We start from the raw sequence: 22,500 nt of genomic DNA, 5'->3' as shown, positions 1-22,500 counted from the left end.
TCGAGTACTTGCAGACCGGGCACGATTTCGCCGGCGGCGAACGGCTGGATCTGGAATCTGTTGTCGGTGATATCGGCGACGCGCTTGCAGAAAAACTCGCAGCCGCCATAGAGCGTATCCAGCGCCTTCGGCCAGCTTGCCGCGAGCCGCCACCTCACCTCCGGCATCGATTGTGCGACAGCTGGCGCGGCCACTGCGCTCGCGGCCAGACCGACGCCGCCGGCCTTCAAGAATTCACGACGCTTCATGCAATTCCCTCCTGTTTGCCGATGCTTCGACAAGGGAACGATCTTGCTGCCGTCTTTTCTTCGCCGATGATCGACGTTGTTCTGGTAAGCGTTTCCGATGGCCTTCAACGGGCTCTGCTTGATGGGATCCCGATTCTAGCGGTTCCATGGTCAGGATGACCGGTCGCTTCGGGATAATCAAGCGCGCCCTTAGGAGGGGCAGCGCCCGTTGCGGTGCATCTTGCGGCGCTTAACCTCCGCCGAACGCCGCCTCCATCGCCTTGCGCGTCTTGATCGTGTCGTTATGGGCGTCGATGTCGACGTCGCTCCAGCGCACCACCGCGCCGTGCGGCACGTCATGGCGCAGCTTGACGTGGTGGGCGAGGCCGATCGGCAGCGCGCCGGCGGCGAGGCTCGCTTGAGCCGGCATCAGCTTGCCCCACACCGTATAACCGCCCTCGCCGTCGAGCATGTCCCCGGCGTGCAGGTTGCGCTTGGCCACCGCCGCGACGTCGCCGCGGAAGCCGCGCGGCTGGCCGGTCGGCTCGTTACGCAGCGCGGCCGAGAGGATCGAGATGTTCAATTCCAGCCCGATCAGATGATAGGGTTTGTACATCGCCGCATAGCGGCCGGAAGCATCGGTCTTGAGGCCGTATTGCCTGAAGCAGTCGGCGGCGTAGTCGTTCGGCGCCTCCAGTACCACGTAGACCCCCCAGCGCAGGTCACGAAACACCGGACGTCCGTCGCGCTCCAGCGATGACACCACCTCCACGACACCGGATTTCTCCAGCACGCCGCCCTTGTCCTTTGGCCGCATCACATGCGGCAGCTCGTCGACGCCGCAGGGCGGAAAAAGCAAGCCGTCCGAGGGCACGTCGAGCCCGCAGGCGTTGGCGATCGCCGCCATCTCGATCGCGGACTTGGTGCCGTCGAGGAACGAGTTGAACATCTGCGGATTCATGCCGGCCGACTGCGCTTCGGCTGGTGTCAGCCCGTAGTGCTGCCAGACGTTCTCCGGCGTCACGTCGTGGTAGGCGGGAAGATATTTCGTGCCCTTGCCGGCGGCGACGACGCGAAATCCGGTGGCGCGCGCCCAATCCACCATTTCGGCCGTCAACGCCGGCTGGTCGCCATAGGCGAGCGAATAAACCACACCCGCCTTGCGCGCTTCTTGCGCAAGCAGCGGTCCCGCCAGCACGTCGGCCTCGACATTGACCATCACGACATGCTTGCCGGCTGCGATTGCCGCGCGGGCGTGCCGGATGCCGACGGCAGGGTTGCCGGTCGCCTCTACCACCACATCCACTGTGCCGCCCGCAATCGCGCGCGCCCCGTCGTCGGTGAAAGCGGTAGCCTCGATCCGCGCTTCGTCCCAGCCGACGGTGCGGCACGCCTCGCGCGCGCGATCGCGGTCGAGATCGACGATAACTGATACTTCCAGCCCAGGCGTATGCGGGACCTGCGACAGGAACATCGAGCCGAACTTGCCAGCGCCGATCAGCGCAACACGGACAGGCTTGCCGGCGGCAGCGCGGGCTTTGAGGAGATGATGCAGGTTCATGATGTATGTCCGGAGGCTGGGAATGTGGTCACGAGCAGCGGCGCCGCTCCTGACGCCATCATGGCCGGGCTTGTCCCTGCCATCCACGTCTTTGTCGCTGCGAACCTTGAAGACGTGGATGCCCGGCTCATCTTGCCCGAAGACGCGCTTCGCGCTTTTGGCCGGACATAATGACGTTGAGGCGGTGTGTTGCTGTTACTCCGCCGCCTGCCGCTGCGCCCGGGCGAGCTGCAGCAGCGCGTCGTCGTCGGCCGTCTTGATCGGCGTGAAGTCGCGATGCGCGATGTAGTCCGGCCGCGTCGGCGTGCGGATGTAGTTTGAGACGGCGTTCAGCGTCAGGTAGACGATCTTGCGCGGGTAGGGCGTGATGTTGCCGCTCGATCCGTGCACCAGGTTGCCGTGGAACATCAACATGCCGCCGGCCTTGCCGGTCGGCGCCACGATCCCGCCCTGCTTCACCAGTCGCGTCACGGTCTCTTCGTCGAGCGTCCACAGCGGATACGACGTCGTCTCCAGATCGTGCGAGGCCTTCAGGTCGCCGGCGGTCTGGCTCTTCGGCACCAGCATCAAGGGACCGTTGATCGGCATCACCTCGTCGAGGAAGATCGCAATGTTCATCGCGCGCGGCTCCGGCATGCCATCGTCGCGCTTCCAGGTGCCGTAATCCTGGTGCCACTGCCAGACGTCTCCTGTGAACGCCGCCTTCGCATTGATCTTGAACTGATGCATGTAAACCTTCTCGCCGAAGATCTGCTCGATCGGCTCGATCATTCGCGGATGCGCGCCGAGCGCGCCGAAGGCCTCGTTGTAGAGATGCGCCGCAAAGGCGGTGCGCGGCGCGCCGCTCTTTTCGCGCCATACCTCGGGGCGGTTCGCGTCATAGATGCTGAGCGCCTCGCGAGCGAGGAAATCCACCTCTTCCTGGGTGAACAATTCGGGCAGGAACAGCCAGCCCTCGCGATTGAAGAACTCGATCTGCTCTGGCGTGAGTCTCATGGTGCTTTCCTCCTGTTGCCTGTTCTCATTCCCGTCATGGCCGGGCACAGCCGTCCGAAGGCGATGCCCGGGACAAACCTGGGCATGGCGGCTCTCAGGCCGCTACGTCGGTCTGTCTCAATTTCTGTTCCGTCATGCGTCCGGCGGTCTGCGCATGCGCCAGCGCCGCCGCTTCGGCTGCAGCGGCGTTGCCGGCCAAGATGTGCGCGGCGATGGCCTCGTGTTCGGTCCAGGCGCTGCCGCGATAATCGAGTTCGGCGAGCACGGTCGCCATCGAGCGGCGCATATGCGGCCATTGGGGTGCGATCATTTCCTCGATCGCGGGATTGCCGGCGAGGCGATAGATCGCACTGTGGAAGTCGACATCGAGCGCGATCAGCCGCGCCAGCGGCGTGCTGCCGTCGATCGCGCGGCCGGCTTCCAGCGCCGCCTCGAGCCTCGCGCGTGCAGCGGAACCGTCTCTCACACGCCCTGCGGCAAGCCGCGCCGCCAGCGCGTCGAGCGCGCCACGGACTTCATAGAGCTCGCGGATGCGCTGTGGATCGAGCTGCGTCACCTCAAAGCCGCGCCTGCCGCTTTCGGCGACGAGACCCTGCCGGTGCAGCAGATGCAGGGCGTGCGACACCGGCTGGCGTGAGACGCCGAGCCGTTCGGCCAGATCGTTCTGGGTAATGCGCTGGCCCGGCAATAGCGTGCGGTCGATGATCGCATCGCAGATCCGCGCGTAGACCTGATCGATCAGGTTAGGGAGCGGGTCCAACGGGATCATGTCTGTTATCCGGATTTGGAATACGGAATTCCGTGTTCAAAGAGAAGATACTGCCCTTTGCGGTTGTGGTCAAGGCCGCAATTGACGGCGCCGCTAAGCGATTGAAAAATTGATGTCTCGGCTGCATCCCGGCCTGTCTGGCCGGCCGGCCGGCCAAGCGTCCATTCGCCGAGAGGGGGTGCGCGGGGACTGTCCCGCGCATGACGGGTCGCGGCGATGATGCCGCCGCTACTTCTTCCCCAGCTCCGTCAGCATCCGCGTCATCAGATAGAGCCGCGGCACGATCGAGTTGGTGTCGATGTACTCATCGCGGGCGTGGTAGCCCCAGCCGGCGAGGCCGAAACTTTCGACCACGATCGCCTTGCCGGAACGATTGGCGAATCCCGCGTCGGTGGCTCCTCCGGTCATCTCGATGATGTCGAGCTTGCGATCGATCTCGGCATAGATTTCCTGTCCCTCCTTGGCGAGGGCCCGGCCGCGGTCACTCGCCACGAAGGGCGGACGGCCCGGCTCGATCCTCACCGTCACCTCGTTGTCCGGGATCAGTTTGTTTTTCACCTTCTCGTCGAGTGCGGCCTGCAGCTTCTGCGCGCCGTCAGGAATTGTGACGCGAATGTCGGCGCCGGCGGTGGCTTGGTCCGGAATCTGGTTGCGCACGGTGCCGGCCTTCGCGGTGGTCCAGTTCAACTGCGTGCCCGGAATCGATCTCGCGACGTGCTGGGTCTGCAGCAATTGATGCGCGAGCTCGAGCAGCGCGTTGCGGCCGAGCTCCGGCGCCGCGCCCGCGTGTGAGGCTTTGCCCTTCACTTCGATAATTCCTGTCGCGGTACCGCTCGCGCCAAGCAGCAGTCCGTCGTTCTTTGCCACAGGGGCAGCAGCCGTCGGCTCGCAAGATAACACCACGTCGTGCTGATCGGCGAACTCGGCGATGGTTTCGCCGGAGCCGATAGAGCCGACTTCCTCATCCGGATTGAACAACACCGTTAGCTTTGCGTAGTCGCGCCAGCCGGCGTCGTTTAGAATCTTCAACGAGTGCAGGATCACCGCGATGCCACCCTTGTCGTCGGCGATACCGGGTCCATAGATGCGGTTGCCGTCGACCCTGTAGGGTTGCGACGCCAGGATGCCGTGCTCATAGACGGTATCCACATGCGCGATCAGCATCAGCTTCTTTGTGCCAGTGCCTTCAAAGGTGCCGACCACCATGTCGGCGCCGGCGCCGCGCGTGGTCTTGCGCCGTTCGGTCTTGGCGCCGAGCGCCTTCAGCCGCGCCTCGGTGTAATCGGCCATCTTCTTCAGGCCGTCGACGTCGCTCGAGCCTGATTCGATCATCACCATCTCGCGCAAGCTCTCGACCACGGCCGGTTGGGCCCGCTCGGCTGCGCCGCGCAACTTTTCATCCGCCGCAGCAAGCGCGGAGGACGAGGCGAGGAGGAGCGCGAAGAAGCTGACCGATGCAAGTTGTTTGACTGAATTTTTCATTTCGCTTCCTCCTCCATGTCCGGCAAGAGCCCTTTCCGTTCCGATGGAATCGGAACGGGGCTCTAGATTCTTATTTTGACGCGTTTTCTTGATGCGAACCGGTATCCACTTCGCTCGAAAACGCTCTGGGGAAGACTTAGCACCACGCCTCGCGCGCCTCCAGCCATCTCAGTTGCGATCCAGCACCTCGACATCGAACGTCCCAATTCGTCCGGAATCGGCCACCGCCTCGATCGCGGCGATCCTGTCGCCAGCGATCGTGAGCCGCAACACGATGCGCAACCGGCCGCCGAGGATGACGGCGACACCCATTTCGCCATCGACCAGCGCAGGCCTCGCCGCCTGCGCGCGGCCCTTGAAGGTCTCGGCGACCGCCGCGGCCCCGCGGATTTCGGGAAGCGAGCCGAGCCGCTGCGCGGCGTAGTCGGCGCGTACCACCACGTCGGGATCGAGCACCGCAAGCAGTCCTTCGAAATCGCCGTTGCGGGACGCCGCCAGAAATGCATCGACGATGTCGCGCTGCCGGCGGACGTCCGCATCGGCTGAGGGCGGCCTGCCCTGCACGCGGCGTCGCGCGCGGCTCGCGAGCTGGCGCGTGGCCACTGGCGTGCGACCAACGATCGGCGCGATCTCCTCAAACGGCACGGCGAACATGTCGTGCAGCACGAAGGCGAGCCGTTCGGCCGGCGCCAGTGTCTCCAACACCACGAGAAGGGCCGCGGTCACGGAGTCGGCCATCTCCGATTCATATTCGCCATCGCTGTCAGCGACCGGCTCCGGCACGCGTGGGCCCATCGGCTCCTCGCGTCGCGATTTCCGCGCGCGTAGCATGTCCAGGCAGATGCGGGCGATCACCGTGGTCAGCCATCCCCCGAGATTGTCGACGGAAGCCGCATCGGTGCGGTTGAGCCTGAGCCAGGTTTCCTGCACGGCGTCGTCGACCTCGGCGGGTGAGCCCAGCATACGGTAGGCCACCGCCCGCAAATGGGCCCGATTGGCCTGGAACTGCTCGGCCAGAAATCTTTTCTCGTCCATCGGTCACATTCCCTTTGTTCGTTCCGTCATGGCCATGACGAATGAAGCCCGGCCGATGTGACAACAGATCGGCGCGGCGGCGTCAGATGGACATCAGAAGGAGACTGACATGATGCAAGCCCGCATGAACCATCCCGCGATGGTTGTTCCCGAAGCCATGAAAGCGCTCCAGGCGCTCAGCGAAACCACCAAGCAGGGGCTTCCGGAAAAGCTGCTCGAACTGGTCCATTTGCGCGCCAGCCAGATCAATGGCTGCAGCGTCTGCGTCTATATGCATCCGAAACTGGCCAGGCGCGCCGGCGAGACCGACGAGCGCCTGTTCAGCGTCGCCGCCTGGCGCGACGCGCCATATTTTACCGAGGCCGAACGCGCTGCGTTGGCGCTGACCGAGGCGCTGACGCGGCTGAGCGACCGCGAGGATGCGGTACCGGACGCGGTGTGGAACGAAGCCGACAAGCGGTTCGACGAGCACGAGCTTGCCGCGCTCATCCTTGCGGTCGCGACGATCAACGTCTGGAACCGCCTCAACGTCGCCGTGCGGCAGCCGGTCGGTACGTGGAAGGTGTAACCGATCAATCCCTCTCTCCGCTCTTCGCGGGGAGAGGGATACGAAGTTCCCGCAGGATTCGGGTGGATAGCAACATTCTCCAAGCCTAGATTCCGGATCAGCATCAGGCTCGGAAGCATGAGCCATCGACATCTGGAGCGAGCAATGACCGGCCAGCATTTTGCAATCTTCGAAACCGCGATCGGCCCCTGCGGCGTCGTCTGGGGCCCGCGCGGCGTCACCGGCGTGCAGTTGCCAATGAGCGATGAGGAGAAAACCCGCAAGCGGATCTTGCAGCGCAACGACGACGTCACCGAGGCCAGTCCACCGGCGGAGGTGCAGCACGCGATCGACGGCATGATCGAGCTGTTGGCCGGCAAGCCGAACGATCTCGCCGACATCGTGCTCGATCTCGGCGGCGTGCCGGAGTTCAACCGCGGTGTCTACGACATCGCGCGCAAGATACCGCCGGGCAAGACCATGACCTATGGCGAGATCGCTAAGCAGCTCGGCGGGCTCGAATTCTCACGCGACGTCGGCCAGGCGCTCGGCCGCAACCCGTGCCCGATCGTGGTGCCGTGTCACCGCGTGCTGGCGGCCGGCAACAAGCCCGGCGGGTTCTCCGCCAATGGCGGCGTGGTGACCAAGCTGAAGATGCTGGAGATCGAAGGTGCGGTGGTGAACCACACGAAGAGCTTGTTTGATTGAAGAGGGCTTCTCCCTCTCGCCCTCCTTAGTCTAAACCTTCACCGGCCCCAGTTCGTCAAAATGCCCGCGGCGCTGCAGCCAGGCGAGCAGGATCAGGCTTGGGATCGCAACGAGCACGCAGATCGCAAAAAACACCGGCCAGCCGACCGCCTTCGCCACATAGCCCGCGCCTGACGACAGATAAGTGCGGCCGACTGCGGCGAGCGCGGTCAACAGAGCATATTGGGTCGCGGTGTGCAGCGGGTTGCGGCATAGCGCCGAGAGGTATGCCACGAAGATCACGGTGCCGATGGCGCTGGTGAAGTTCTCAGTCGTGATCGCGAGCGCCAGCGCCCATTGATTGACGCCGATCAGCGCGAGCCAGGAGAACGAGAGATTGGCGATCGCCTGCAGCACGCCGCCGATCCAGAGGCTGGTTGCGAGCGAATAGCGCCGCGCGACGAAGCCGCCGGCAAAGCCCCCGATCAGCGTCGCGGCGAGGCCGACGCCCTTCACGATCGCGGCGTAGTCGACCTTGGAGAAGCCGATGTCGATCACGAACGGCGCGGTCATCGTGCCGGAAAACGCGTCGGTGAACTTGAACAGCACGACGAAGGCGAGCGCCGCGAAAGCATCCTTCCGGCTCAGGAACTCAGAGAACGCTCCGAGCGCCGCATGGAGCACGCGTTGGGCCGCGTTATGCGCGCGCGTCGCCGCCTCCGCACTCTTCGACTGCGACGGCTCGGTTGCGGCAAGCGCCGTGATCGTGCCGATCAGGATCAGTGCGGCCATCACCACATAGCCCCACATCCATGCCGATGGACGGGCAACGCCGGCCGATTCGAAGCCGCTGACGATGAAGAGCGCACCTGCGGTCGAGGCCAGCATGCCGATACGATAGGCCGCGACATAAGCCGCCATGCCGGCGGCCTGCTCGCTTTCGGGCAGGCTCTCGACGCGGAAGGCATCGACGACAATGTCCTGCGTCGAGGATGTCGTTGCGACGAGCAGGGCGGCGAAGGCGGCGAACCACGGCGACCGCGCGGGGTCGGCAATCGCCAGCAGGAGAATGGTGGCGATGAGCAACAATTGCGAGAATATCAGCCAGCCGCGGCGGCGCCCGAAGGTGCGCGTGAACAGCGGCACGTGCAAAGCGTCGACCAGCGGCGCCCAGAGGAATTTCAACGTGTAGGGCGTGCCGATCAGCGCGAGCAGCCCAATGGTGCCGAGATCGACGCCGACCTCCTTCATCCACACCTGGAGCGTCGAGCCCGACAGCGCCAGCGGCACGCCCGAGGAGAAGCCGAGCAGCATCACGACCAGCACGCGCGGCTGCAGATACACCGCAACACTGTCGCGCCAGGAGGCGGGGGTGGGGGCGTCCTTGGAGACGGTTTCCGGAGCGGTCATAGGTGTGTTGGTAGCAGATTCGGCCCCAAAAAGACTGTCATCGCCCGGCTTGACCGGGCGACCCAGTATTCCAGAGTCCTATCCGTTGCCGCCTGCAATCTCCGGATAAAGATCGATCCAATTCGGATTGTCCTTTTCGATCAGCGAAATCTTCCATGCGCGGGGCCATTTCTTGAGCCGCTTCTCGCGATGGATCGCCTGTTCGATCTGCTCGAAGATCTCGAAATAAACCAGCCGATTGACATCGTATTGTTTGGTGAAGCTATCGGCGACCTTCAGCCGATGCTCTCCGACCCTGCGGATGAGGTCATTTGTCACACCGATATAAAGCGTGCCGCCGATGCGCCTAGCGAGGATGTAGACGTAGTAGCTGCGCGCTACCATCAGCCGCCTCTGGGATACTGGATCGCCCGGTCAAGCCGGGCGATGACAGTGGTTATGTGGGGAAACACGAGACCTGGGCTTACTCCCCCGCCTGCAGCTTGCGCGGGGCGGGGAACAGCTCTGGTGCTGCGCTCTTGACGAAGCGGGGGACTTCGACCGGGGCCTCGGACTTGCTGAAGTCGAGTTCCTCGATGCGGCCGGCACGCTTCTCGATCTTGTCGGCGGAGATCAGGATCTGCCTGACGTCCTCGTTCACCTGGCCGAAATGGGTCTGCAGCTTGAGCACGCGCTCCCGCAGCCGGCCGAGGTCGTCGCCGAGATGCATCACCTCGTTACGGATCTGGTCAGCGGCGTCGCGAATGCGGGCATCTTTCAGGATCTGCTGCATCACCTGGATCGCAAGCATCAGCAGTGACGGCGACACCAGCACGACGCGGGCACGATATGCCTTCTGGATCACGTCGTCGAAGCCGTCGTGGATTTCGGCATAGACCGATTCCGACGGCACGAACATCAAGGCGGTGTCCTGGGTTTCGCCGGTGATCAGGTATTTTTCGGCGATGTCGCCGACATGCTTCAGCACGTCGGAACGCAGCCGCTGGCTCGCAAATTTGCGTTCCTCGTCGCTGCGCGCATCGTGCAGCGCGGTCATCGCCTCAAGTGGAAACTTGGCGTCGATGCAGAGCGGACGCTGGTCGGGCAGGAACACCACGCAGTCCGGCCGCTTTCCCGTGGTCAGCGTGTGCTGGAACTCGTAGGAGCCCTTCGGCAATCCGTCCTGGACGATTGCCTCCATCCGCGCCTGACCGAACGCGCCGCGCGATTGCTTGTTGGCGAGCACGTCGCGCAGCGTCGTCACCTGGGTGGTCAGATCGGTGAGGTTCTTGTGGGCGTGATCGATGATCCCGAGCCGCTCGTGCAGCACACGCAAAGAATCCATCGTGTTCCGCGTCGATTGTTCCATCGACTGGCCGACGCGGTGGGTCACAGAGTCCAGCCGTTCGTTGACCGCGCGCGCCATATCCGCCTGGCGGCCGGCCAGCACCTGCGCCATGGCGTCGGCGCGCCCCGAGGCCTCGCTCTGGGCGCGCAGCATGTCGGCGAGCCTTTCCTCGAGCTCGTTGGCGCGGAAGGCGTGGGCCATCGCGAGTTCCGCGCCACGACGGCTGGCCCGCGCGATCACGATGGCGATCGCAAGCAGCAGCATCAGCGCGAGCACACCCAGGGCGATCAGCGCATCGGACACGCGGACCGGCAGTTCGCCGATCATCAAGAGAATCTCGTTCATGCCGGCCGTTGTAACCGATTCGCGCACGGACGCGAACGAAGAGGGAACGTTTATGGTTAAAGCTTCGCTAATTTTCATGGTTAACGACGACTTAAGAAACCCGGTGGAGGCCGGCCTAGCCGGTTCCGGTTTGCATTGACCCTCGCAGGTCCTCAGCTTAAATCGCCCACCATGGCCATCAGAGAGATAATCATCCTGCCGGACAAGCAGTTGCGGCTGGTGTCGAAGCCTGTCGAGAAGGTGACGCCGGAGATCCGCAAGCTTGCCGACGATATGTTCGAAACCATGTATGACGCGCCCGGCATCGGGCTTGCGGCGATCCAGGTCGCGCAACCGCTGCGACTGATCACCATGGACCTTGCCAAGCCCGACGAGAGCGGCGAGACCACGCGGCGGCCGCGCGTGTTCATCAACCCGGAAATCATCTCGGCGTCGGAAGAGAAATCAGTCTACGAGGAGGGTTGTCTCTCGATCCCTGAATATTACGAGGAGGTCGAACGGCCGGCGCGGGTGCGCGTGCGCTTCCTGGACCTCGACGGCAACATGCATGAAGAGGATGCCCAGGGTCTCTACGCGACCTGCATCCAGCACGAAATCGATCACCTCAACGGCGTGCTGTTCGTGGATTATCTGTCGAAGCTGAAGCGCGACCGTGTGCTGAAGAAATTCACAAAGGCCGCCAAGCGCACGGTGGAGTGAAGTCGCATTTATCCGCCCGTCATGCCGGCCTTGACGGGTACCACGTCTTCTTCACGGTGCCAAAGATGGATGGCCGGACGAGACTGGCCATGATGGAAAGACCAAAGCATGATCCGGAAAAATGCGTAGCGGCTTCCCAACAAGGATATTGCTTCAAAAAAAGACCCAAAAGCGCAAAGACGGTCCGGCCCAATCTCAGCGCGCCTTAGTTAGGACCAGCGAAGGTACCTTCATCTCATGGCTCTCCGCCTGATCTTCATGGGCACGCCCGATTTCGCGGTGCCGACGCTGCTGGACCTCGTGGCGCACGGCCACGAGGTCGTGGCCGTCTATACCCGCGCGCCGAAGCCCGGCGGGCGGCGCGGCCTGCAGTTGCAGCCGACGCCGGTCGAGCAGGAGGCGCGGCGGCTCGGCATCCCCGTGCTGACACCCAAGACGCTCAAGACGCCCGAAGCGCTCGAAGAATTTCGCGCGCATGAGGCGGATGCAGCAGTTGTCGTCGCCTATGGCATGATCCTGCCGCAGGCGATCCTCGATGCGCCAAGGTTTGGCTGCTTCAACCTGCACGCCTCGCTGTTGCCGCGCTGGCGCGGCGCCGCCCCGATCAACCGTGCCATCATGGCCGGCGATGCCGAGAGCGGCGTGATGGTGATGAAGATGGATGTCGGCCTCGACACCGGCGATGTCGCTATGGCCGAGCGCCTTGCGATCACGGACCAAATGACCGCGTCCGACCTGCACGATGCGCTGGCGCCGCTCGGCGCCGACCTGATGGTCCGCGCGATGGGCGCGTTGCAGCGTGGTGGATTGCAGCTTGCGAAGCAGAGCGAGAACGGCGTCAGCTACGCCGCCAAGATCGGGAAGGCCGAGGCGCGGATCGACTGGAGCAGGCCGGCGCATACGGTGCTGCGGCACATTCATGGGCTGTCGTCGTCTCCGGGCGCCTGGGCCGAGCTCGAGATCGAGGGCGCGGCGCCCAGGATCAAGATGCTCCGCTGCGAACTTGCGCAAGGTTCGGCCGCGCCTGGCACCGTTCTGGACGACAATCTCGCGATCGCCTGTGGCGACGGCGCGATCCGTTTGCTCGAGTTGCAGCGCGAGGGCAAGGCGCGGATGAAGGCGGCGGATTTCCTGCGCGGTACGCCGCTGAAGCCCCCTGCGCGGCTCGCCTGATGCCCCGCTACAAGCTCACCATCGAATATGACGGTACGCCGTTCTCCGGCTGGCAGATCCAGGATGCCGCGCCGACCGTGCAGGGCGCGCTGGAGACCGCGGTGAAGGCGATCTGCGGTGAGGACGTTCGCGTCCATGGCGCCGGCCGCACCGATGCCGGCGTGCACGCGCGCGGCCAGGTCGCGCATTGCGACATCGCGAAGGCGTTTCCGCCGGGCCGTTTGCGCGACGGGCTGAACGCGCATCTGCGCCCGCATCCAATCGGTGTGCTTGCGGCCGATATCGTGCCTGATGATTTCGAGGCGCGGTTCTCGGCCACGAAACGCCATTATCTCTATCGCATCACCAACACACGGGCGAACCTCGCGCTCGATATCGGACGCAGCTGGCGGGTGCCGCGCGCGCTCGACGCGCAGGCGATGCACAACGCGGCGCAGCGGCTGCTTGGCAAGCATGATTTCACGACTTTCCGCGATACCGAGTGCCAGGCCAGATCGCCGGAGAAGACGCTCGACCAGCTCGATGTCACGCGCGACGGCGATGCCGTAAGTATCGTGACATCGGCGCGCTCCTTCCTGCACAGCCAGGTACGCTCGATGGTGGGATCGCTGGTCTGGGTCGGCGAGGGCCGCTGGGGCGCGCAAGACCTCTCCGCCGCGCTCGCCGCCCGCAACCGTGCCGCCTGCGGCCCCGTCGCGCCGCCGGAAGGGCTGTATCTGATGCGGGTGGATTATTAGTCCAGACAGTCTAGCAAGCGGCTACGTTACACCGTCTCACACACAAACCCGTTTCCCTTCCGCCGGATCTTCCCGACCGACGGCGAGGGGAAATGCGCGGTGCAGCACAGCGTGTCGGTGTCGCAATAGTGCTCCAGGAATCCGCGCCGCGTCGCTGCGGCCGCCGCTTGGTCGACGTCGAACTTGATCGACAATTCCGGGTAATGCGTCTGCAGCGGCGAATGCATCAAATCGCCCGAAAACACCGCGTCATCCTTGCGGCGGCCGAAGGTGAAGGCGACATGGCCCGGCGTGTGGCCGGGCGTCGGCAGGATGCGCGTGTGATCGCCGATCGCAAAATCGTTGCGCACGATCTCGGCCCTGTTGGCCTCGACCACCGGCAGCACGCTGTCGACGAACGGCGGCACCTCTGTCTTCGCGTTGGTCTCGTTCCAGTAGTCGAACTCGGCCTTATCGAACACGTAGCGTGCGTTCGGGAAGGTGGGCACCCAGCGGCCGTTCTCCAGCCGAGTGTTCCAGCCGACATGATCGACATGCAGATGCGTGCACATCACGTAGTCGATGTCGTCGACGGAGAAGCCTGCGGCGGCAAGCCCGCGCAGATAGGTATCGTCGGTCTTCATGTTCCATTTCGCCCGCTGCGGCCGGGGCTTGTCATTGCCGATGCAACTGTCGATCAGGATGGTGTGGTGCGGCGTCTTCACGACATAGGACTGGAAGCAGAGGATCAGAGTGTCCTCGTCGTCGAGCGCTCTTGCGGCCTTCATCCACGCGCGATTCTGCGCGAGCAGTTCGGGTGTCAGCCCGGGCAGCATCTCCAGTGCCGGCAGGAAGGTGGTTTCCTGCTCGATGATGCGATGGATGGTGAGGTCGCCGACGATGAATTTCAGGCTCATATTGACTCCTCCGGTCTATCAGTGTGCATCGCGCACGGCGGGAATGACGATGTTGGCGAGGATGTCCATCGCGGCAAGGCCTTCCTTGGGGCTTCCGTACTGGGCTGCCGTCGTCATCATCACCAGATCGAGATCAGGCACGATGAAGATGCGCTGGCCGCCCCAGCCGAAGGCCGCGATCCATTTCACCTCGTTGGTCCCCGACAGCGATCGACCCATCCACCAGTTATAGCCGTAGAACAGCGTGCCGCCGAAATAGCCGACTGCCTGGAAGCGCGGCGCGATCGACTGCGCAACCCACTCCGCCGACACGACCTGCCGGCCGTTCCATTGGCCGCGATTGAGCACAAGCTGTCCGATCTTGGCGGCGTCGCGAGGCCGCAGCCTGAGGCCGGCGGCCGCCGCGATCTTGCCGTTCCTCGGATAGGTCTTCCACTCGAGATCGGTGATGCCAAGCGGCTGAAACAGCGCGTCGCGCGCGAACGCTTCCAGTGTCTGACCCGAAACGCGCTCGATGATGTTGCCGAGCAGATCGGTGCCGCCGCCATTGTAGGTCCAAAGCGCATCCAGCGGCGCGACGACCGGCTTTGTCAGAACGTAGCCGATCGGATCGACCTCGAAGCCGAGATGCGGCTCGTCGTTTTCGGGATCATTCCACGCGCGCGCCTCGTCCCATTTGATCCCCGAGGACATCGTCAGGAGATGCCGCAGCGTGATGGTGTCCCATCCGGCAGGCTTCACCGACTGATAGTCGGGGAAGAACTTGACCACCGGCTCATCGACGCCCGAGATCAGCCTGCGGTCGATCGCGATCCCGACCAGCAGCGATGTCACGCTCTTCGACACCGAGCGCATGTCGTGCCTGGTCGTTGCGCTGAATTCTCGCCGCCCTTCCGGCTGTCCCCACGGTTGGTCGACGCCCGGGAAATACTGCTCGAACACCAGCTTGCCGTGGCGCGCCACGACGACAGCGTGAACCGCGGTGCTCCTTTGCTGCAGCCGCGCCGCGATGTCGCAGAGCAGCACGCCATCCACGCCGACGCTGTCCGGCGAGGCAACCGTCCAGCCGTCGTCGAGCGACGACGGCGATCCGCAGGCGAGGTTGCGTTGTCCAGGCGCCATTTCGTCAGCCCACACCGGCATGCCCGACAGGACCAGCGCGAGCGCGAGGGTCGCGCATACTGACGGGATTTCGGGGAAGCGTTCGCGCATGCTCATCTTCCCCGCAGGTTTCAAGCGTTACGCCGGCGGCGGCACCGAGATCTTCACCGAAGGCCGCTCCAGCATCCTTTGATTGAAAGCGTCGAGCTTCGGATAGGCCTTGCGCCAGCCACAGTCGGCGAAGCGGAAGTCAGCATAGCCGAGCACGCACACGAGGCCGATCTGCGCGATGTCGAACGGGCCGTTGAGCACGTCAAGCCGGTTCTCGAAGCGCGCCATGCCGCTCCACGCCCGGTTCCAGTGATCATCGGACCAGGCCTGCCACTGCGCGCCCTGCGGCCGCACCATCTTCTCGTAGCGGCACAGCAGCATGGAATCGAGCATGCCGTTGATCAGCGAGTGGTCGGTCTTCACCTTCCAGCGCCGCGGGCCGTAGTCCGGAATCAGCCGGCCGCCGCCGATCTCGTTGAGATATTCGACGATGACGTAGGAATCCAGAATCACGTCGCCATTGTTTGTGGTCAGAACCGGCAGTTTCTTCAGCGGCGTGATTTTCGAATACTCGTCGTTGGCTTGGCCCGGCGTGACACTGGCCGGGACCAGTTCGATCCTGTCGATCAACCCGAGTTCGATCGCAGCGATGCGCACCTTCCGGGCGAACGGCGAGGCGGGAGAGAATGTGAGTTTCATGGTTGCCCCTCGGCATTCTATCGGGTGGGAACGTCATTGCGAGGAACTCGCGACAAAATTGCAAAGCAATTTTGCGCTGAAGCGATGAAGCAATCCACTACGTTCGAAAAATGGATTGCTTCGCGTCGCTCGCAATGACGATAGCAGTCAGCTTCGCCTCACGCCGCGATGATTTCCTGGCGCTGCTCGCCGAGGCCCTCGATGCCGAGCGTCACGACGTCGCCGACATTGAGGAACTGCGGCGGCTTCATGCCGCTGCCGACGCCGGGCGGGGTGCCCGTCGTGATGATGTCGCCGGGCAGGAGTGTCAAGAATTGCGAGACGTAGGAGACGCATTTCGCCATCGAAAAGATCATGGTCTTGGTCGAGCCGGTCTGGCGGCGCTGGCCGTTGACGTCGAGCCACATCGAGAGGTTCTGCACATCGCGTACCTCGTCCTTGCTGAGCACCCAGGGGCCAAGCGGACCGAACGTGTCGTGCGACTTGCCACGTGTCCACTGTCCCGGACGATCGATCTGGAAGTTGCGTTCGGAAACGTCGTTGCAGATGCAGTAGCCCGCGACGTGATTCAGCGCCTCGGCCTCCGAGACATACTTTGCTCGGGTGCCGATGATGGCGGCGATTTCGACCTCCCAGTCGAGCTTGGTCGAGCCGCGTGGCTTCTCGACGGCATCGTTCGGACCGGAGAGCGCGGTGTTGGCCTTCAGGAAGAAGATCGGCTCGGCCGGGATCGGATTGCCGGTCTCCTTGGCGTGATCGGAATAGTTCAACCCGATCGCCACGAATTTGGAAATGCCCGTGACGGGGGCGCCGAAGCGGGGCTTGCCGGAGACCGCCGGGAGGGAGTCCGGATCGAGCGCGGCGAGCTTCTTCAGCGATTCCGGCGCATAGGCTTCGCCGGTGAGGTCCCTTACATGCGCCGAGAGGTCACGAAGCTGGCCGGATTTATCGATCAGGCCCGGCTTTTCCGCACCTTTTTCGCCATAACGAACAAGCTTCATATTTGATCACTCCTACCGGGTTTCCTGAGGATTATTGCTGGTATGCCTCAGCACGCTTCATGGAACAGCACGGCGGGAAATTCAACTGCCCTGAGCGCGCTGCATTGCTGCCAAGCCTTATTTCAAGGCCGCCTTTCTCAAAGTTGCCTTGGCGCGATCAGTCCAGTGCGATGAACTTGAAGGCATCCCCGGCGCGCTTGATGTGGCCGGCGTTGAAATGCCCGCCGATCACCAGCGTCGGGGTATCGGCGAAGCGCGAGAACAGCTCGCGACGCGTCTTTGCCGACTGCCCTTGGTCGAAATCCGCTGTCGACGACCAGTCGAGATGGGCCATCTGGCAGGGGTGATGGGCGACGTCGCCGGACAAAAGCCCTTCCTGTCCATCGGATTTGATGTGGATACTCATATGGCCCGGACTATGGCCGGGTGTCGGAATCAACGTGATCTCATCGGTCAGGCGGTGGTCGCTCGGCACCAGCTCCACCTTGCCGGCATCCGCGATCGGCTTCACGGAATCGGCGAACACCGCGACCTTGTCGGGCTCGTCGCGATAGTCGCGCCAGTACTCATATTCGGTTTTGCCGAACACGTAAGCCGCGTTCGGGAATGTCGGCACCCATCTGCCCTCGACCAGTTTCGTGTTCCAGCCGACATGATCGACGTGCAGATGCGTGCAGAGCACGGTGTCGATGCTGTCGGGCGCGAAGCCGGCCGCGGTGAGCGTCTGGAGGAACGGATCGTTGCGGTTGTTCCAGGTCGGCACCTTGCGGCCCTGCTTGTCGTTGCCGAGCCCGGTATCGACGATGATGCGACGATCGGGCGTTTCCACCATCAGCGAATGAATCGACATCTTCAATCGCCCCTCTTCGGTGGCGAAATGCGGGATGAGCCAGCGCAGACTCTGAATTTCCTCCCGGCCCGCCAATGGCAGGATGAACCGCGTGCTGCCGATCGTCTCGAGCTCGACGACCTTGGTGATCCTGACCTTGCCCACAGTCCAGCGCATCCGTCGTGTCCTCCAATCCCTTGCTCTCGCGCCAAACCATGCGGGTTTCCGTGCAGCAGTGCAATGGATCAAGTCAGCGCCTTCCGCGTTAGCGCCTTGCTGGAAGAAGGAGTGCGCAATGGCGGAACTCACGATCTCCCCTGAAAAGGTCGGCTTTCTGATCGAGAAGGCGCGGGAATTCGACGTCAAGGATGGCGCCGTCGATCTCGATTCCGGATCGAACGGCGCCGACGATGAGATAATCGATGTGCTGGAAGATAACGGCAAGGATCCGGTGGCGCGCGAGATCAGCGGCTTCATCGATGCGCTGAGCGAGGACGAGCAGGTTGATCTCGTCGCGCTGATGCGGCTTGGCCGCGGCGACGGCACGATCGAGGAGTGGCCGGAGCTCCGGCGTGAGGCCGCGCGCGGGCGCACCGGCCGCACCGCGAGCTATCTCCTCGGCCAGCCGATGCTCGGTGACTTCCTCGCCGAAGGGCTCGACGAATTCGGCCTGCTCTGGAGCGACGGGCGAACGACATCCGTGCAGTAGGAACGCGGGCGGCATCCCGTCCGCTTGTTCCACACGGCGCTCACAGCGTGCCCGGAAAGGCTCCTCCGTCGAGCAGAATGTTCTGCCCGGTGATAAAGCCCGCCTTGGCGCCGCACAGGAAGGCGCAGGCATAGCCGAACTCATCGGGATGGCCGAAGCGGCCCGCGGGGTTCTGCTTGGCACGCTCTGCCATGATCTCTTCGACCGGGATGCCGCGCTTCTCGGCTTCCGCCTTGCCGGTGTTGCGCAGACGGTCGGTCTCGAACGGGCCCGGCAGCAGGCCGTTGATGGTGACGTTGTTGATCACGGTCTTGCGCGACAAGCCGGCGATGAAGCCGGTGAGGCCGGCGCGCGCGCCGTTGGACAAGCCCAAAATCTCGATCGGCGCTTTCACCGCCGCCGAGGTGATGTTGACGATACGGCCGAACTTGCGCGCCATCATGCCATCCACGGTCGCCTTGATCAGTTCGATCGGGGTCAGCATGTTGGCGTCAATCGCCTTGATCCAGTCGTCGCGGGTCCAGTTGCGGAAATCGCCGGGCGGGGGGCCGCCGGCGTTATTGATCAGGATGTCCGGATCGGGGCACGCCTTCAGCACGGCCTCGCGCCCGGCCGGCGTCGTGATGTCGCCGACGATCTCGGTGACGGTGACGGACGGGTGCGCCTTGCGGATTTCGTCGGCGGTCTGCTTCAGCGCATCGGCGCCGCGCGCCGTCAGCGTGACGTGAACGCCCTCATTGGCGAGCGCCATGGCGCAGGCGCGGCCCAATCCCTTGCTCGATGCGCAGACGATGGCGCGGCGGCCTTTGATCCCAAGATCCACGGTTTCGCTCCCTTTGATGTTGGACGAATTCATTGAGTTCGGCTGAGGCCATTCTAGCCAAGCTCGCTCCCGCCGTTAAGGCTTGCGCGGCGCATACGTGCATGACCGGCCGGCAACTGCCGACTAGATGCGCCGCTCCCGCTTCAGGCGGTCGATCGTAACGGCGACGTCGGGCGGTAATGACTGGAATCCGATTTGGCCGGCAGCCGAGAACAGCGGCCGCAACCGCGACCCGTTGAGGAATTCAGCCTGGGCGCCGGGCGGCACCAATTGGTCGAAGATCAGGACAAGGGTTGTCACGATGAGGCCGGCCCTGATGGCGCCGAGCAATGCGCCGCCGAGCCGGTCGCCGATCCCTGTCTCCGGTCCGATTGCGTCGTCGAGCATCGTCCGCGCCAACTTTCCAAGCACGACGCCGATTGCCAGAAAAAGACCGAACAGCAGCGCCCAATTGGCGGGAAGAGGTGACGCCGACCGGGCATCGATCTGCGGCGCGATGACGGACATTGCCGCGACGGCGATCGGCATCGCGACCACATAGGCGAGAATCGTAGCGGCGCTGCGCAACAGGCCGGTGTTGAAGCCGGTCGCCGCGGCAAACAGAATCCCGAGGCAGACGATGATGTCGAAACTATTCATGGGCAGGAGTTTCCGATCCGGTTCTGCCCCGGTCCTGCCTAATGAATCGGGATTGCAACCGGCGCAATTGTAGCTATCGGGCACTCTGATCCGACGCCCTTGCCTATGTCCGACCTATGCGATGTCGGTAAAGAAATCGTCCTCGTCCCCGGCGCGTCTCTGGGCGGCGGTTCGCGCGCGTGCTCGCGAGTTCTACGACAAGAGCCGCAGTAATCTCTCCAGCCGTGCGATCTTCGCGCCATAGGGCGGATAGAGGTCGGCGAGCCGGTTAAAACGCGAACGATAGAACACCGGTTTCATTTTGGTCAGCGTCTTGAAGCCCCATTCGCCGTGATAGGCGCCGGTGCCGGAGGCGCCGACGCCGCCCATCGGCTGATAGGCCTGCGCGAAATGGAACAGGCAATCGTTGACGGTGACGCCGCCCGAGACGGTGCGCGCCAACACCTCGTCGCGCGCGCCATTGTCCTTGCCGAACCAGTAGAGCGCGAGCGGGCGGTCGCGCTTGTTGACGTAGTCGATCGGCTCGACTGGGTCGCGATAACCGATCACCGGCAACAGCGGGCCAAAAATCTCCTCCCGCATCACCGCCATCTCTGATGTCGCACCGATGATGACGGCAGGCGGGAATTTGCGCTTGCTCTTCCATGCGGGATCGGCGGGATCCGCCGCCTGCAGCATGCGCGCGCCTTTCGCCGCGGCGTCCGCCATCAGCCCTTCCAGCCGCGCATAATGCCGGTCCGAGATGATCGAGGTATAGTCGGGATTGGCAGGATCGGCGCCGAACATATGCCGCATGTGGCCGTGCAGGTGCAAGGCGAAGGCCTGCACCGAAGCGTCGGGCACCAGCGCATAGTCGGGCGCGATGCAGGTCTGCCCGGCGTTGAGCAGCTTGCCATAGGCAATGCGCCGGGCCGCCTCGTCGATATCGGCGGAGCGATCGATGATCGCAGGCGACTTGCCGCCGAGCTCGAGCGTCACCGGCGTCAGGTTGCGCGCCGCGGCCTGGGCGACCAGGCGGCCGACGCGGGTCGAACCGGTGAAGATCAGGTGATCGAACGGCAGGGCGGCAAACGCTTCCGCGATATCGTCGTCGACATCGGTCACGACCATCTCTGTCGGATCGAATTTGCGGTCGATCGCCTCGGCCAGCAACGCGGAGAACCGCGGCACCAGTTCGCTCGGCTTGATGATCGCGCAATTGCCCGCGGCGATTGCCGCGACCGCGGGCGCCAGCGTGAGCTGCAGCGGATAGTTCCAGGGAGCGATGACGCCGACCACGCCGAGCGGTTGCGGTATCAGGCGGTTTCTGGCCGGCACGAATTGCAGCGTGGTCGGGATCGTTTGCGGCGCCATCCATCGCTTCAGGTGCGTCGCCGCGTGCCTGATCTCGGCGAGAACCAAGAGGGTCTCCGCGATCGCGGTCTCGACCGTCGAGCGATGGCCGAAATCGGCCGAAATCGCCGCCGCGAACCGCGTCTCGTTTTCGCTGACCACGGCCCGCAGCCGCCGCAGCTTGTCCAGCCGCGCCTGCAAGGACGGCGCGGGCTGGTTCCGCGAGTGCTCGAACTGGCGCTGAAATGCCTCTTCGAGCGCATGCAGCCCGGGACTCTTCAATGACCGGTCCATGACGTTCCCTCGGAATCACGTGCCTTAACGGCTCTGTCGGCTGCCGAGGCTCCGCCTTTGCGCGGGTTCTGGCAAGGGGCGGTTCCGCGCTCGCAAGACCGGTGACTTTCCGCGTCACAAAAACCTCAAAAACCGGCTTTCGGGGCTTTCCAAACCGGGTCCACGTTGATACATACGCCCCGCACCCGCCGGCTTCGGCCCGGGTCGCCTTCTCAGGAAGTTTCCCGGATGGATCGATCGGCGCCGTCGCAAGCGTTGGCCGGCTGCCTCGGGCTCGCTTTTTGCAAAGGCACGCAACGGTTTAACGCGGGGTGGAGCAGCCCGGTAGCTCGTCAGGCTCATAACCTGAAGGTCATAGGTTCAAATCCTATCCCCGCAACCAAATAAACATTAGGCCCTCGAAATTGATGAGATTTCGAGGGCCTTGTGTTTTGGTGCCCGCGTGAACCCCGCCAGGCAGCTTGGCCGATCATGGCTGAACCCCGCACCGATGTTTCTGACGATCGGAGGCTTTGTCGCTTAGCTTCGCGCCACGCTGATTGCTTGCCTTAAATGTGAGGCGACGAGGGTGTGAGTTGGCTGATCAAGCAGGCCCAGCGCTTCCTTAACGAGCGAAATTGCGATGTCGATATTCTGCTTCGCTCGCAAGTGCTCGGCTTGGCCCGGGTTGTGTTGATTGGATTGCTGCTTCTGAGGCGACAACGCCTCAATGGCGTCTCGAAGATGCGTTGCGGCCTTGGAGTGCTCCGGCCCATCAAGCAGGCTCAATGCCTCGAGCATGAGCGACAACGCCACCGCGGCGTCGGGAATCACATCCGTCATGATTTTTCCTTTGCGCTGCGAGAGCTATCTTCAGAGGCTTGATGCTTAAGCGTCTCATCCGAAGCCAACGCCAGGCGGTTTTGCACGCTGTAAGTCAGGCTGGCTTCGGAAGAACACTGTTGCGTCTCGCCCTATTTTCGATGGACCGTCTGTTTGGCGTGGCTTCCACAAGTTGCGCCAAAGACAAGCGTGGCTGCCCGCGCCCTTGCCTGGCGGGGTGGCCCGTGCCGTTGCCTTTCCCTCAAAAGCGAGGACGCCTCGCTTGTCGGGGCTGGATTTAGCGTCTGCGCGAGAAGGCAGAAGTCAGAC

Annotated in this window: 24 protein-coding genes and 1 tRNA gene (1 of these 25 only partly in view); 7 read left to right on the top strand and 18 right to left on the bottom strand. The window is 63.7% G+C overall.

What is annotated here, in order from left to right; all coding sequences use genetic code 11:
• The 6 genes from JQ553_RS33510 to JQ553_RS33485 form a co-directional block, all read right to left on the bottom strand.
• Positions 1-248: the start of a TRAP transporter substrate-binding protein gene (locus tag JQ553_RS33510; protein ID WP_212504356.1), read on the bottom strand. It extends 841 nt beyond the left edge of the window; the window shows 248 of its 1,089 coding nt (coding positions 1-248); it begins with the start codon at positions 246-248; its stop codon lies off the left edge, out of view.
• Between the two features lie 229 nt (positions 249-477).
• Positions 478-1,788, bottom strand: a complete 1,311-nt coding sequence (locus JQ553_RS33505; RefSeq protein WP_212504355.1) for an NAD(P)H-dependent oxidoreductase — start codon at positions 1,786-1,788, stop codon at positions 478-480.
• Between the two features lie 195 nt (positions 1,789-1,983).
• The gene (locus JQ553_RS33500; protein ID WP_212504354.1) at positions 1,984-2,784 is read right to left on the bottom strand and encodes a phytanoyl-CoA dioxygenase family protein; all 801 of its coding nucleotides are present in this window, start codon (positions 2,782-2,784) and stop codon (positions 1,984-1,986) included.
• A gap of 94 nt (positions 2,785-2,878) precedes the next feature.
• The gene (locus tag JQ553_RS33495) at positions 2,879-3,553 is read right to left on the bottom strand and encodes a GntR family transcriptional regulator (protein ID WP_212504353.1); all 675 of its coding nucleotides are present in this window, start codon (positions 3,551-3,553) and stop codon (positions 2,879-2,881) included.
• 228 nt (positions 3,554-3,781) lie between these two features.
• The gene (locus tag JQ553_RS33490; RefSeq protein WP_212504352.1) at positions 3,782-5,035 is read right to left on the bottom strand and encodes a M20/M25/M40 family metallo-hydrolase; all 1,254 of its coding nucleotides are present in this window, start codon (positions 5,033-5,035) and stop codon (positions 3,782-3,784) included.
• 168 nt (positions 5,036-5,203) lie between these two features.
• Positions 5,204-6,070: a sigma-70 family RNA polymerase sigma factor gene (locus JQ553_RS33485; RefSeq protein ID WP_212504351.1), complete on the bottom strand. Its 867-nt coding sequence runs from the start codon at positions 6,068-6,070 to the stop codon at positions 5,204-5,206.
• Between the two features lie 112 nt (positions 6,071-6,182).
• Here JQ553_RS33485 and JQ553_RS33480 point away from each other — a divergent pair, with 112 nt between their 5' ends.
• Both JQ553_RS33480 and JQ553_RS33475 read left to right on the top strand, forming a co-directional pair.
• Positions 6,183-6,638 (top strand): carboxymuconolactone decarboxylase family protein, encoded by a 456-nt coding sequence (locus JQ553_RS33480; protein WP_212504369.1) that lies wholly within the window; start codon positions 6,183-6,185, stop codon positions 6,636-6,638.
• A gap of 144 nt (positions 6,639-6,782) precedes the next feature.
• The gene (locus JQ553_RS33475) at positions 6,783-7,325 is read left to right on the top strand and encodes a methylated-DNA--[protein]-cysteine S-methyltransferase (protein ID WP_212504350.1); all 543 of its coding nucleotides are present in this window, start codon (positions 6,783-6,785) and stop codon (positions 7,323-7,325) included.
• A gap of 30 nt (positions 7,326-7,355) precedes the next feature.
• Here JQ553_RS33475 and JQ553_RS33470 read toward each other — a convergent pair whose 3' ends face one another.
• The 3 genes from JQ553_RS33470 to JQ553_RS33460 form a co-directional block, all read right to left on the bottom strand.
• Positions 7,356-8,714 carry an AmpG family muropeptide MFS transporter gene (locus JQ553_RS33470; protein WP_212504349.1) on the bottom strand — a complete coding sequence of 453 codons (1,359 nt, stop codon included), beginning with the start codon at positions 8,712-8,714 and terminating at the stop codon, positions 7,356-7,358.
• Between the two features lie 78 nt (positions 8,715-8,792).
• On the bottom strand, positions 8,793-9,098 hold the full coding sequence (locus JQ553_RS33465; protein ID WP_212504348.1) for a GIY-YIG nuclease family protein: 306 nt from the start codon (positions 9,096-9,098) through the stop codon (positions 8,793-8,795).
• A 79-nt stretch (positions 9,099-9,177) separates the two neighbouring features.
• Positions 9,178-10,386, bottom strand: a complete 1,209-nt coding sequence (locus JQ553_RS33460) for a DNA recombination protein RmuC (RefSeq protein WP_212504347.1) — start codon at positions 10,384-10,386, stop codon at positions 9,178-9,180.
• Between the two features lie 171 nt (positions 10,387-10,557).
• Here JQ553_RS33460 and def point away from each other — a divergent pair, with 171 nt between their 5' ends.
• From def to truA, 3 genes are all read left to right on the top strand, one after another.
• On the top strand, positions 10,558-11,085 hold the full coding sequence (gene def / locus JQ553_RS33455) for a peptide deformylase (RefSeq protein WP_212504346.1): 528 nt from the start codon (positions 10,558-10,560) through the stop codon (positions 11,083-11,085).
• A gap of 237 nt (positions 11,086-11,322) precedes the next feature.
• Positions 11,323-12,258, top strand: coding sequence for a methionyl-tRNA formyltransferase (fmt, locus tag JQ553_RS33450; RefSeq protein WP_212504345.1), 936 nt, complete (start codon positions 11,323-11,325; stop codon positions 12,256-12,258).
• Positions 12,258-12,995, top strand: a complete 738-nt coding sequence (gene truA, locus JQ553_RS33445; protein ID WP_212504344.1) for a tRNA pseudouridine(38-40) synthase TruA — start codon at positions 12,258-12,260, stop codon at positions 12,993-12,995. The genes fmt and truA overlap by 1 nt, the downstream gene beginning before the upstream one ends.
• A 26-nt stretch (positions 12,996-13,021) precedes the next feature.
• On the opposite strand, the gene JQ553_RS33440 is transcribed toward truA, so the two are convergent.
• The 5 genes from JQ553_RS33440 to JQ553_RS33420 all read right to left on the bottom strand — a co-directional run bounded on the left by JQ553_RS33440 (position 13,022) and on the right by JQ553_RS33420 (position 17,749).
• Complete coding sequence (locus JQ553_RS33440; protein ID WP_212504343.1) at positions 13,022-13,891, bottom strand: MBL fold metallo-hydrolase; 870 nt, start codon at positions 13,889-13,891, stop codon at positions 13,022-13,024.
• Positions 13,892-13,909: 18 nt separating this feature from the next.
• The gene (locus JQ553_RS33435; RefSeq protein WP_212504342.1) at positions 13,910-15,103 is read right to left on the bottom strand and encodes a serine hydrolase; all 1,194 of its coding nucleotides are present in this window, start codon (positions 15,101-15,103) and stop codon (positions 13,910-13,912) included.
• 27 nt (positions 15,104-15,130) lie between these two features.
• Positions 15,131-15,742 (bottom strand): glutathione S-transferase family protein, encoded by a 612-nt coding sequence (locus JQ553_RS33430; RefSeq protein ID WP_212504341.1) that lies wholly within the window; start codon positions 15,740-15,742, stop codon positions 15,131-15,133.
• 158 nt (positions 15,743-15,900) lie between these two features.
• Entirely contained in the window at positions 15,901-16,743 is an 843-nt protein-coding gene (locus JQ553_RS33425) for a fumarylacetoacetate hydrolase family protein (protein WP_212504340.1), read from the bottom strand.
• A 157-nt stretch (positions 16,744-16,900) separates the two neighbouring features.
• A complete protein-coding gene (locus JQ553_RS33420; protein ID WP_212504339.1) occupies positions 16,901-17,749 on the bottom strand; it encodes an MBL fold metallo-hydrolase in 849 nt (282 codons plus the stop codon).
• Positions 17,750-17,867: 118 nt separating this feature from the next.
• Here JQ553_RS33420 and JQ553_RS33415 point away from each other — a divergent pair, with 118 nt between their 5' ends.
• Positions 17,868-18,281, top strand: a complete 414-nt coding sequence (locus JQ553_RS33415; protein ID WP_212504338.1) for a DUF3775 domain-containing protein — start codon at positions 17,868-17,870, stop codon at positions 18,279-18,281.
• Positions 18,282-18,321: 40 nt separating this feature from the next.
• On the opposite strand, the gene JQ553_RS33410 is transcribed toward JQ553_RS33415, so the two are convergent.
• From JQ553_RS33410 to JQ553_RS33400, 3 genes are all read right to left on the bottom strand, one after another.
• The gene (locus tag JQ553_RS33410) at positions 18,322-19,104 is read right to left on the bottom strand and encodes an SDR family oxidoreductase (RefSeq protein WP_212504337.1); all 783 of its coding nucleotides are present in this window, start codon (positions 19,102-19,104) and stop codon (positions 18,322-18,324) included.
• Positions 19,105-19,227: 123 nt separating this feature from the next.
• Positions 19,228-19,743, bottom strand: a complete 516-nt coding sequence (locus JQ553_RS33405) for a CvpA family protein (RefSeq protein WP_212504336.1) — start codon at positions 19,741-19,743, stop codon at positions 19,228-19,230.
• Between the two features lie 192 nt (positions 19,744-19,935).
• Complete coding sequence (locus tag JQ553_RS33400) at positions 19,936-21,369, bottom strand: coniferyl aldehyde dehydrogenase (protein ID WP_212504335.1); 1,434 nt, start codon at positions 21,367-21,369, stop codon at positions 19,936-19,938.
• 305 nt (positions 21,370-21,674) lie between these two features.
• On the opposite strand from JQ553_RS33400, the gene JQ553_RS33395 reads away from it, so the two are divergent.
• A tRNA-Met gene (locus JQ553_RS33395) sits at positions 21,675-21,751 on the top strand.
• Between the two features lie 137 nt (positions 21,752-21,888).
• Here the strand turns inward: JQ553_RS33395 and JQ553_RS33390 are convergent.
• On the bottom strand, positions 21,889-22,191 hold the full coding sequence (locus JQ553_RS33390) for a hypothetical protein (RefSeq protein WP_212504334.1): 303 nt from the start codon (positions 22,189-22,191) through the stop codon (positions 21,889-21,891).
• Positions 22,192-22,500 lie beyond the last annotated feature (309 nt).

The sequence above is a fragment of the Bradyrhizobium lablabi genome (assembly GCF_018131005.1).
Classification (GTDB): domain Bacteria; phylum Pseudomonadota; class Alphaproteobacteria; order Rhizobiales; family Xanthobacteraceae; genus Bradyrhizobium; species Bradyrhizobium lablabi_D.
The sequence above is the reverse complement of the archived record's forward strand: the minus strand, read 5'-3'. Positions and strand labels throughout refer to the sequence as shown.

What these genes read in the sequence shown, in the direction of transcription:
- JQ553_RS33505 (WP_212504355.1), bottom strand. Translation starts at nt 1,788, where the DNA reads ATGAACCTGCATCATCTCCTCAAAGCCCGCGCTGCCGCCGGCAAGCCT.
- JQ553_RS33500 (WP_212504354.1), bottom strand. Translation starts at nt 2,784, where the DNA reads ATGAGACTCACGCCAGAGCAGATCGAGTTCTTCAATCGCGAGGGCTGG.
- JQ553_RS33495 (WP_212504353.1), bottom strand. Translation starts at nt 3,553, where the DNA reads ATGATCCCGTTGGACCCGCTCCCTAACCTGATCGATCAGGTCTACGCG.
- JQ553_RS33490 (WP_212504352.1), bottom strand. Translation starts at nt 5,035, where the DNA reads ATGAAAAATTCAGTCAAACAACTTGCATCGGTCAGCTTCTTCGCGCTC.
- JQ553_RS33485 (WP_212504351.1), bottom strand. Translation starts at nt 6,070, where the DNA reads ATGGACGAGAAAAGATTTCTGGCCGAGCAGTTCCAGGCCAATCGGGCC.
- JQ553_RS33480 (WP_212504369.1), top strand. Translation starts at nt 6,183, where the DNA reads ATGCAAGCCCGCATGAACCATCCCGCGATGGTTGTTCCCGAAGCCATG.
- JQ553_RS33475 (WP_212504350.1), top strand. Translation starts at nt 6,783, where the DNA reads ATGACCGGCCAGCATTTTGCAATCTTCGAAACCGCGATCGGCCCCTGC.
- JQ553_RS33470 (WP_212504349.1), bottom strand. Translation starts at nt 8,714, where the DNA reads ATGACCGCTCCGGAAACCGTCTCCAAGGACGCCCCCACCCCCGCCTCC.
- JQ553_RS33465 (WP_212504348.1), bottom strand. Translation starts at nt 9,098, where the DNA reads ATGGTAGCGCGCAGCTACTACGTCTACATCCTCGCTAGGCGCATCGGC.
- JQ553_RS33460 (WP_212504347.1), bottom strand. Translation starts at nt 10,386, where the DNA reads ATGAACGAGATTCTCTTGATGATCGGCGAACTGCCGGTCCGCGTGTCC.
- def (WP_212504346.1), top strand. Translation starts at nt 10,558, where the DNA reads ATGGCCATCAGAGAGATAATCATCCTGCCGGACAAGCAGTTGCGGCTG.
- fmt (WP_212504345.1), top strand. Translation starts at nt 11,323, where the DNA reads ATGGCTCTCCGCCTGATCTTCATGGGCACGCCCGATTTCGCGGTGCCG.
- truA (WP_212504344.1), top strand. Translation starts at nt 12,258, where the DNA reads ATGCCCCGCTACAAGCTCACCATCGAATATGACGGTACGCCGTTCTCC.
- JQ553_RS33440 (WP_212504343.1), bottom strand. Translation starts at nt 13,891, where the DNA reads ATGAGCCTGAAATTCATCGTCGGCGACCTCACCATCCATCGCATCATC.
- JQ553_RS33435 (WP_212504342.1), bottom strand. Translation starts at nt 15,103, where the DNA reads ATGCGCGAACGCTTCCCCGAAATCCCGTCAGTATGCGCGACCCTCGCG.
- JQ553_RS33430 (WP_212504341.1), bottom strand. Translation starts at nt 15,742, where the DNA reads ATGAAACTCACATTCTCTCCCGCCTCGCCGTTCGCCCGGAAGGTGCGC.
- JQ553_RS33425 (WP_212504340.1), bottom strand. Translation starts at nt 16,743, where the DNA reads ATGAAGCTTGTTCGTTATGGCGAAAAAGGTGCGGAAAAGCCGGGCCTG.
- JQ553_RS33420 (WP_212504339.1), bottom strand. Translation starts at nt 17,749, where the DNA reads ATGCGCTGGACTGTGGGCAAGGTCAGGATCACCAAGGTCGTCGAGCTC.
- JQ553_RS33415 (WP_212504338.1), top strand. Translation starts at nt 17,868, where the DNA reads ATGGCGGAACTCACGATCTCCCCTGAAAAGGTCGGCTTTCTGATCGAG.
- JQ553_RS33405 (WP_212504336.1), bottom strand. Translation starts at nt 19,743, where the DNA reads ATGAATAGTTTCGACATCATCGTCTGCCTCGGGATTCTGTTTGCCGCG.
- JQ553_RS33400 (WP_212504335.1), bottom strand. Translation starts at nt 21,369, where the DNA reads ATGGACCGGTCATTGAAGAGTCCCGGGCTGCATGCGCTCGAAGAGGCA.
- JQ553_RS33390 (WP_212504334.1), bottom strand. Translation starts at nt 22,191, where the DNA reads ATGACGGATGTGATTCCCGACGCCGCGGTGGCGTTGTCGCTCATGCTC.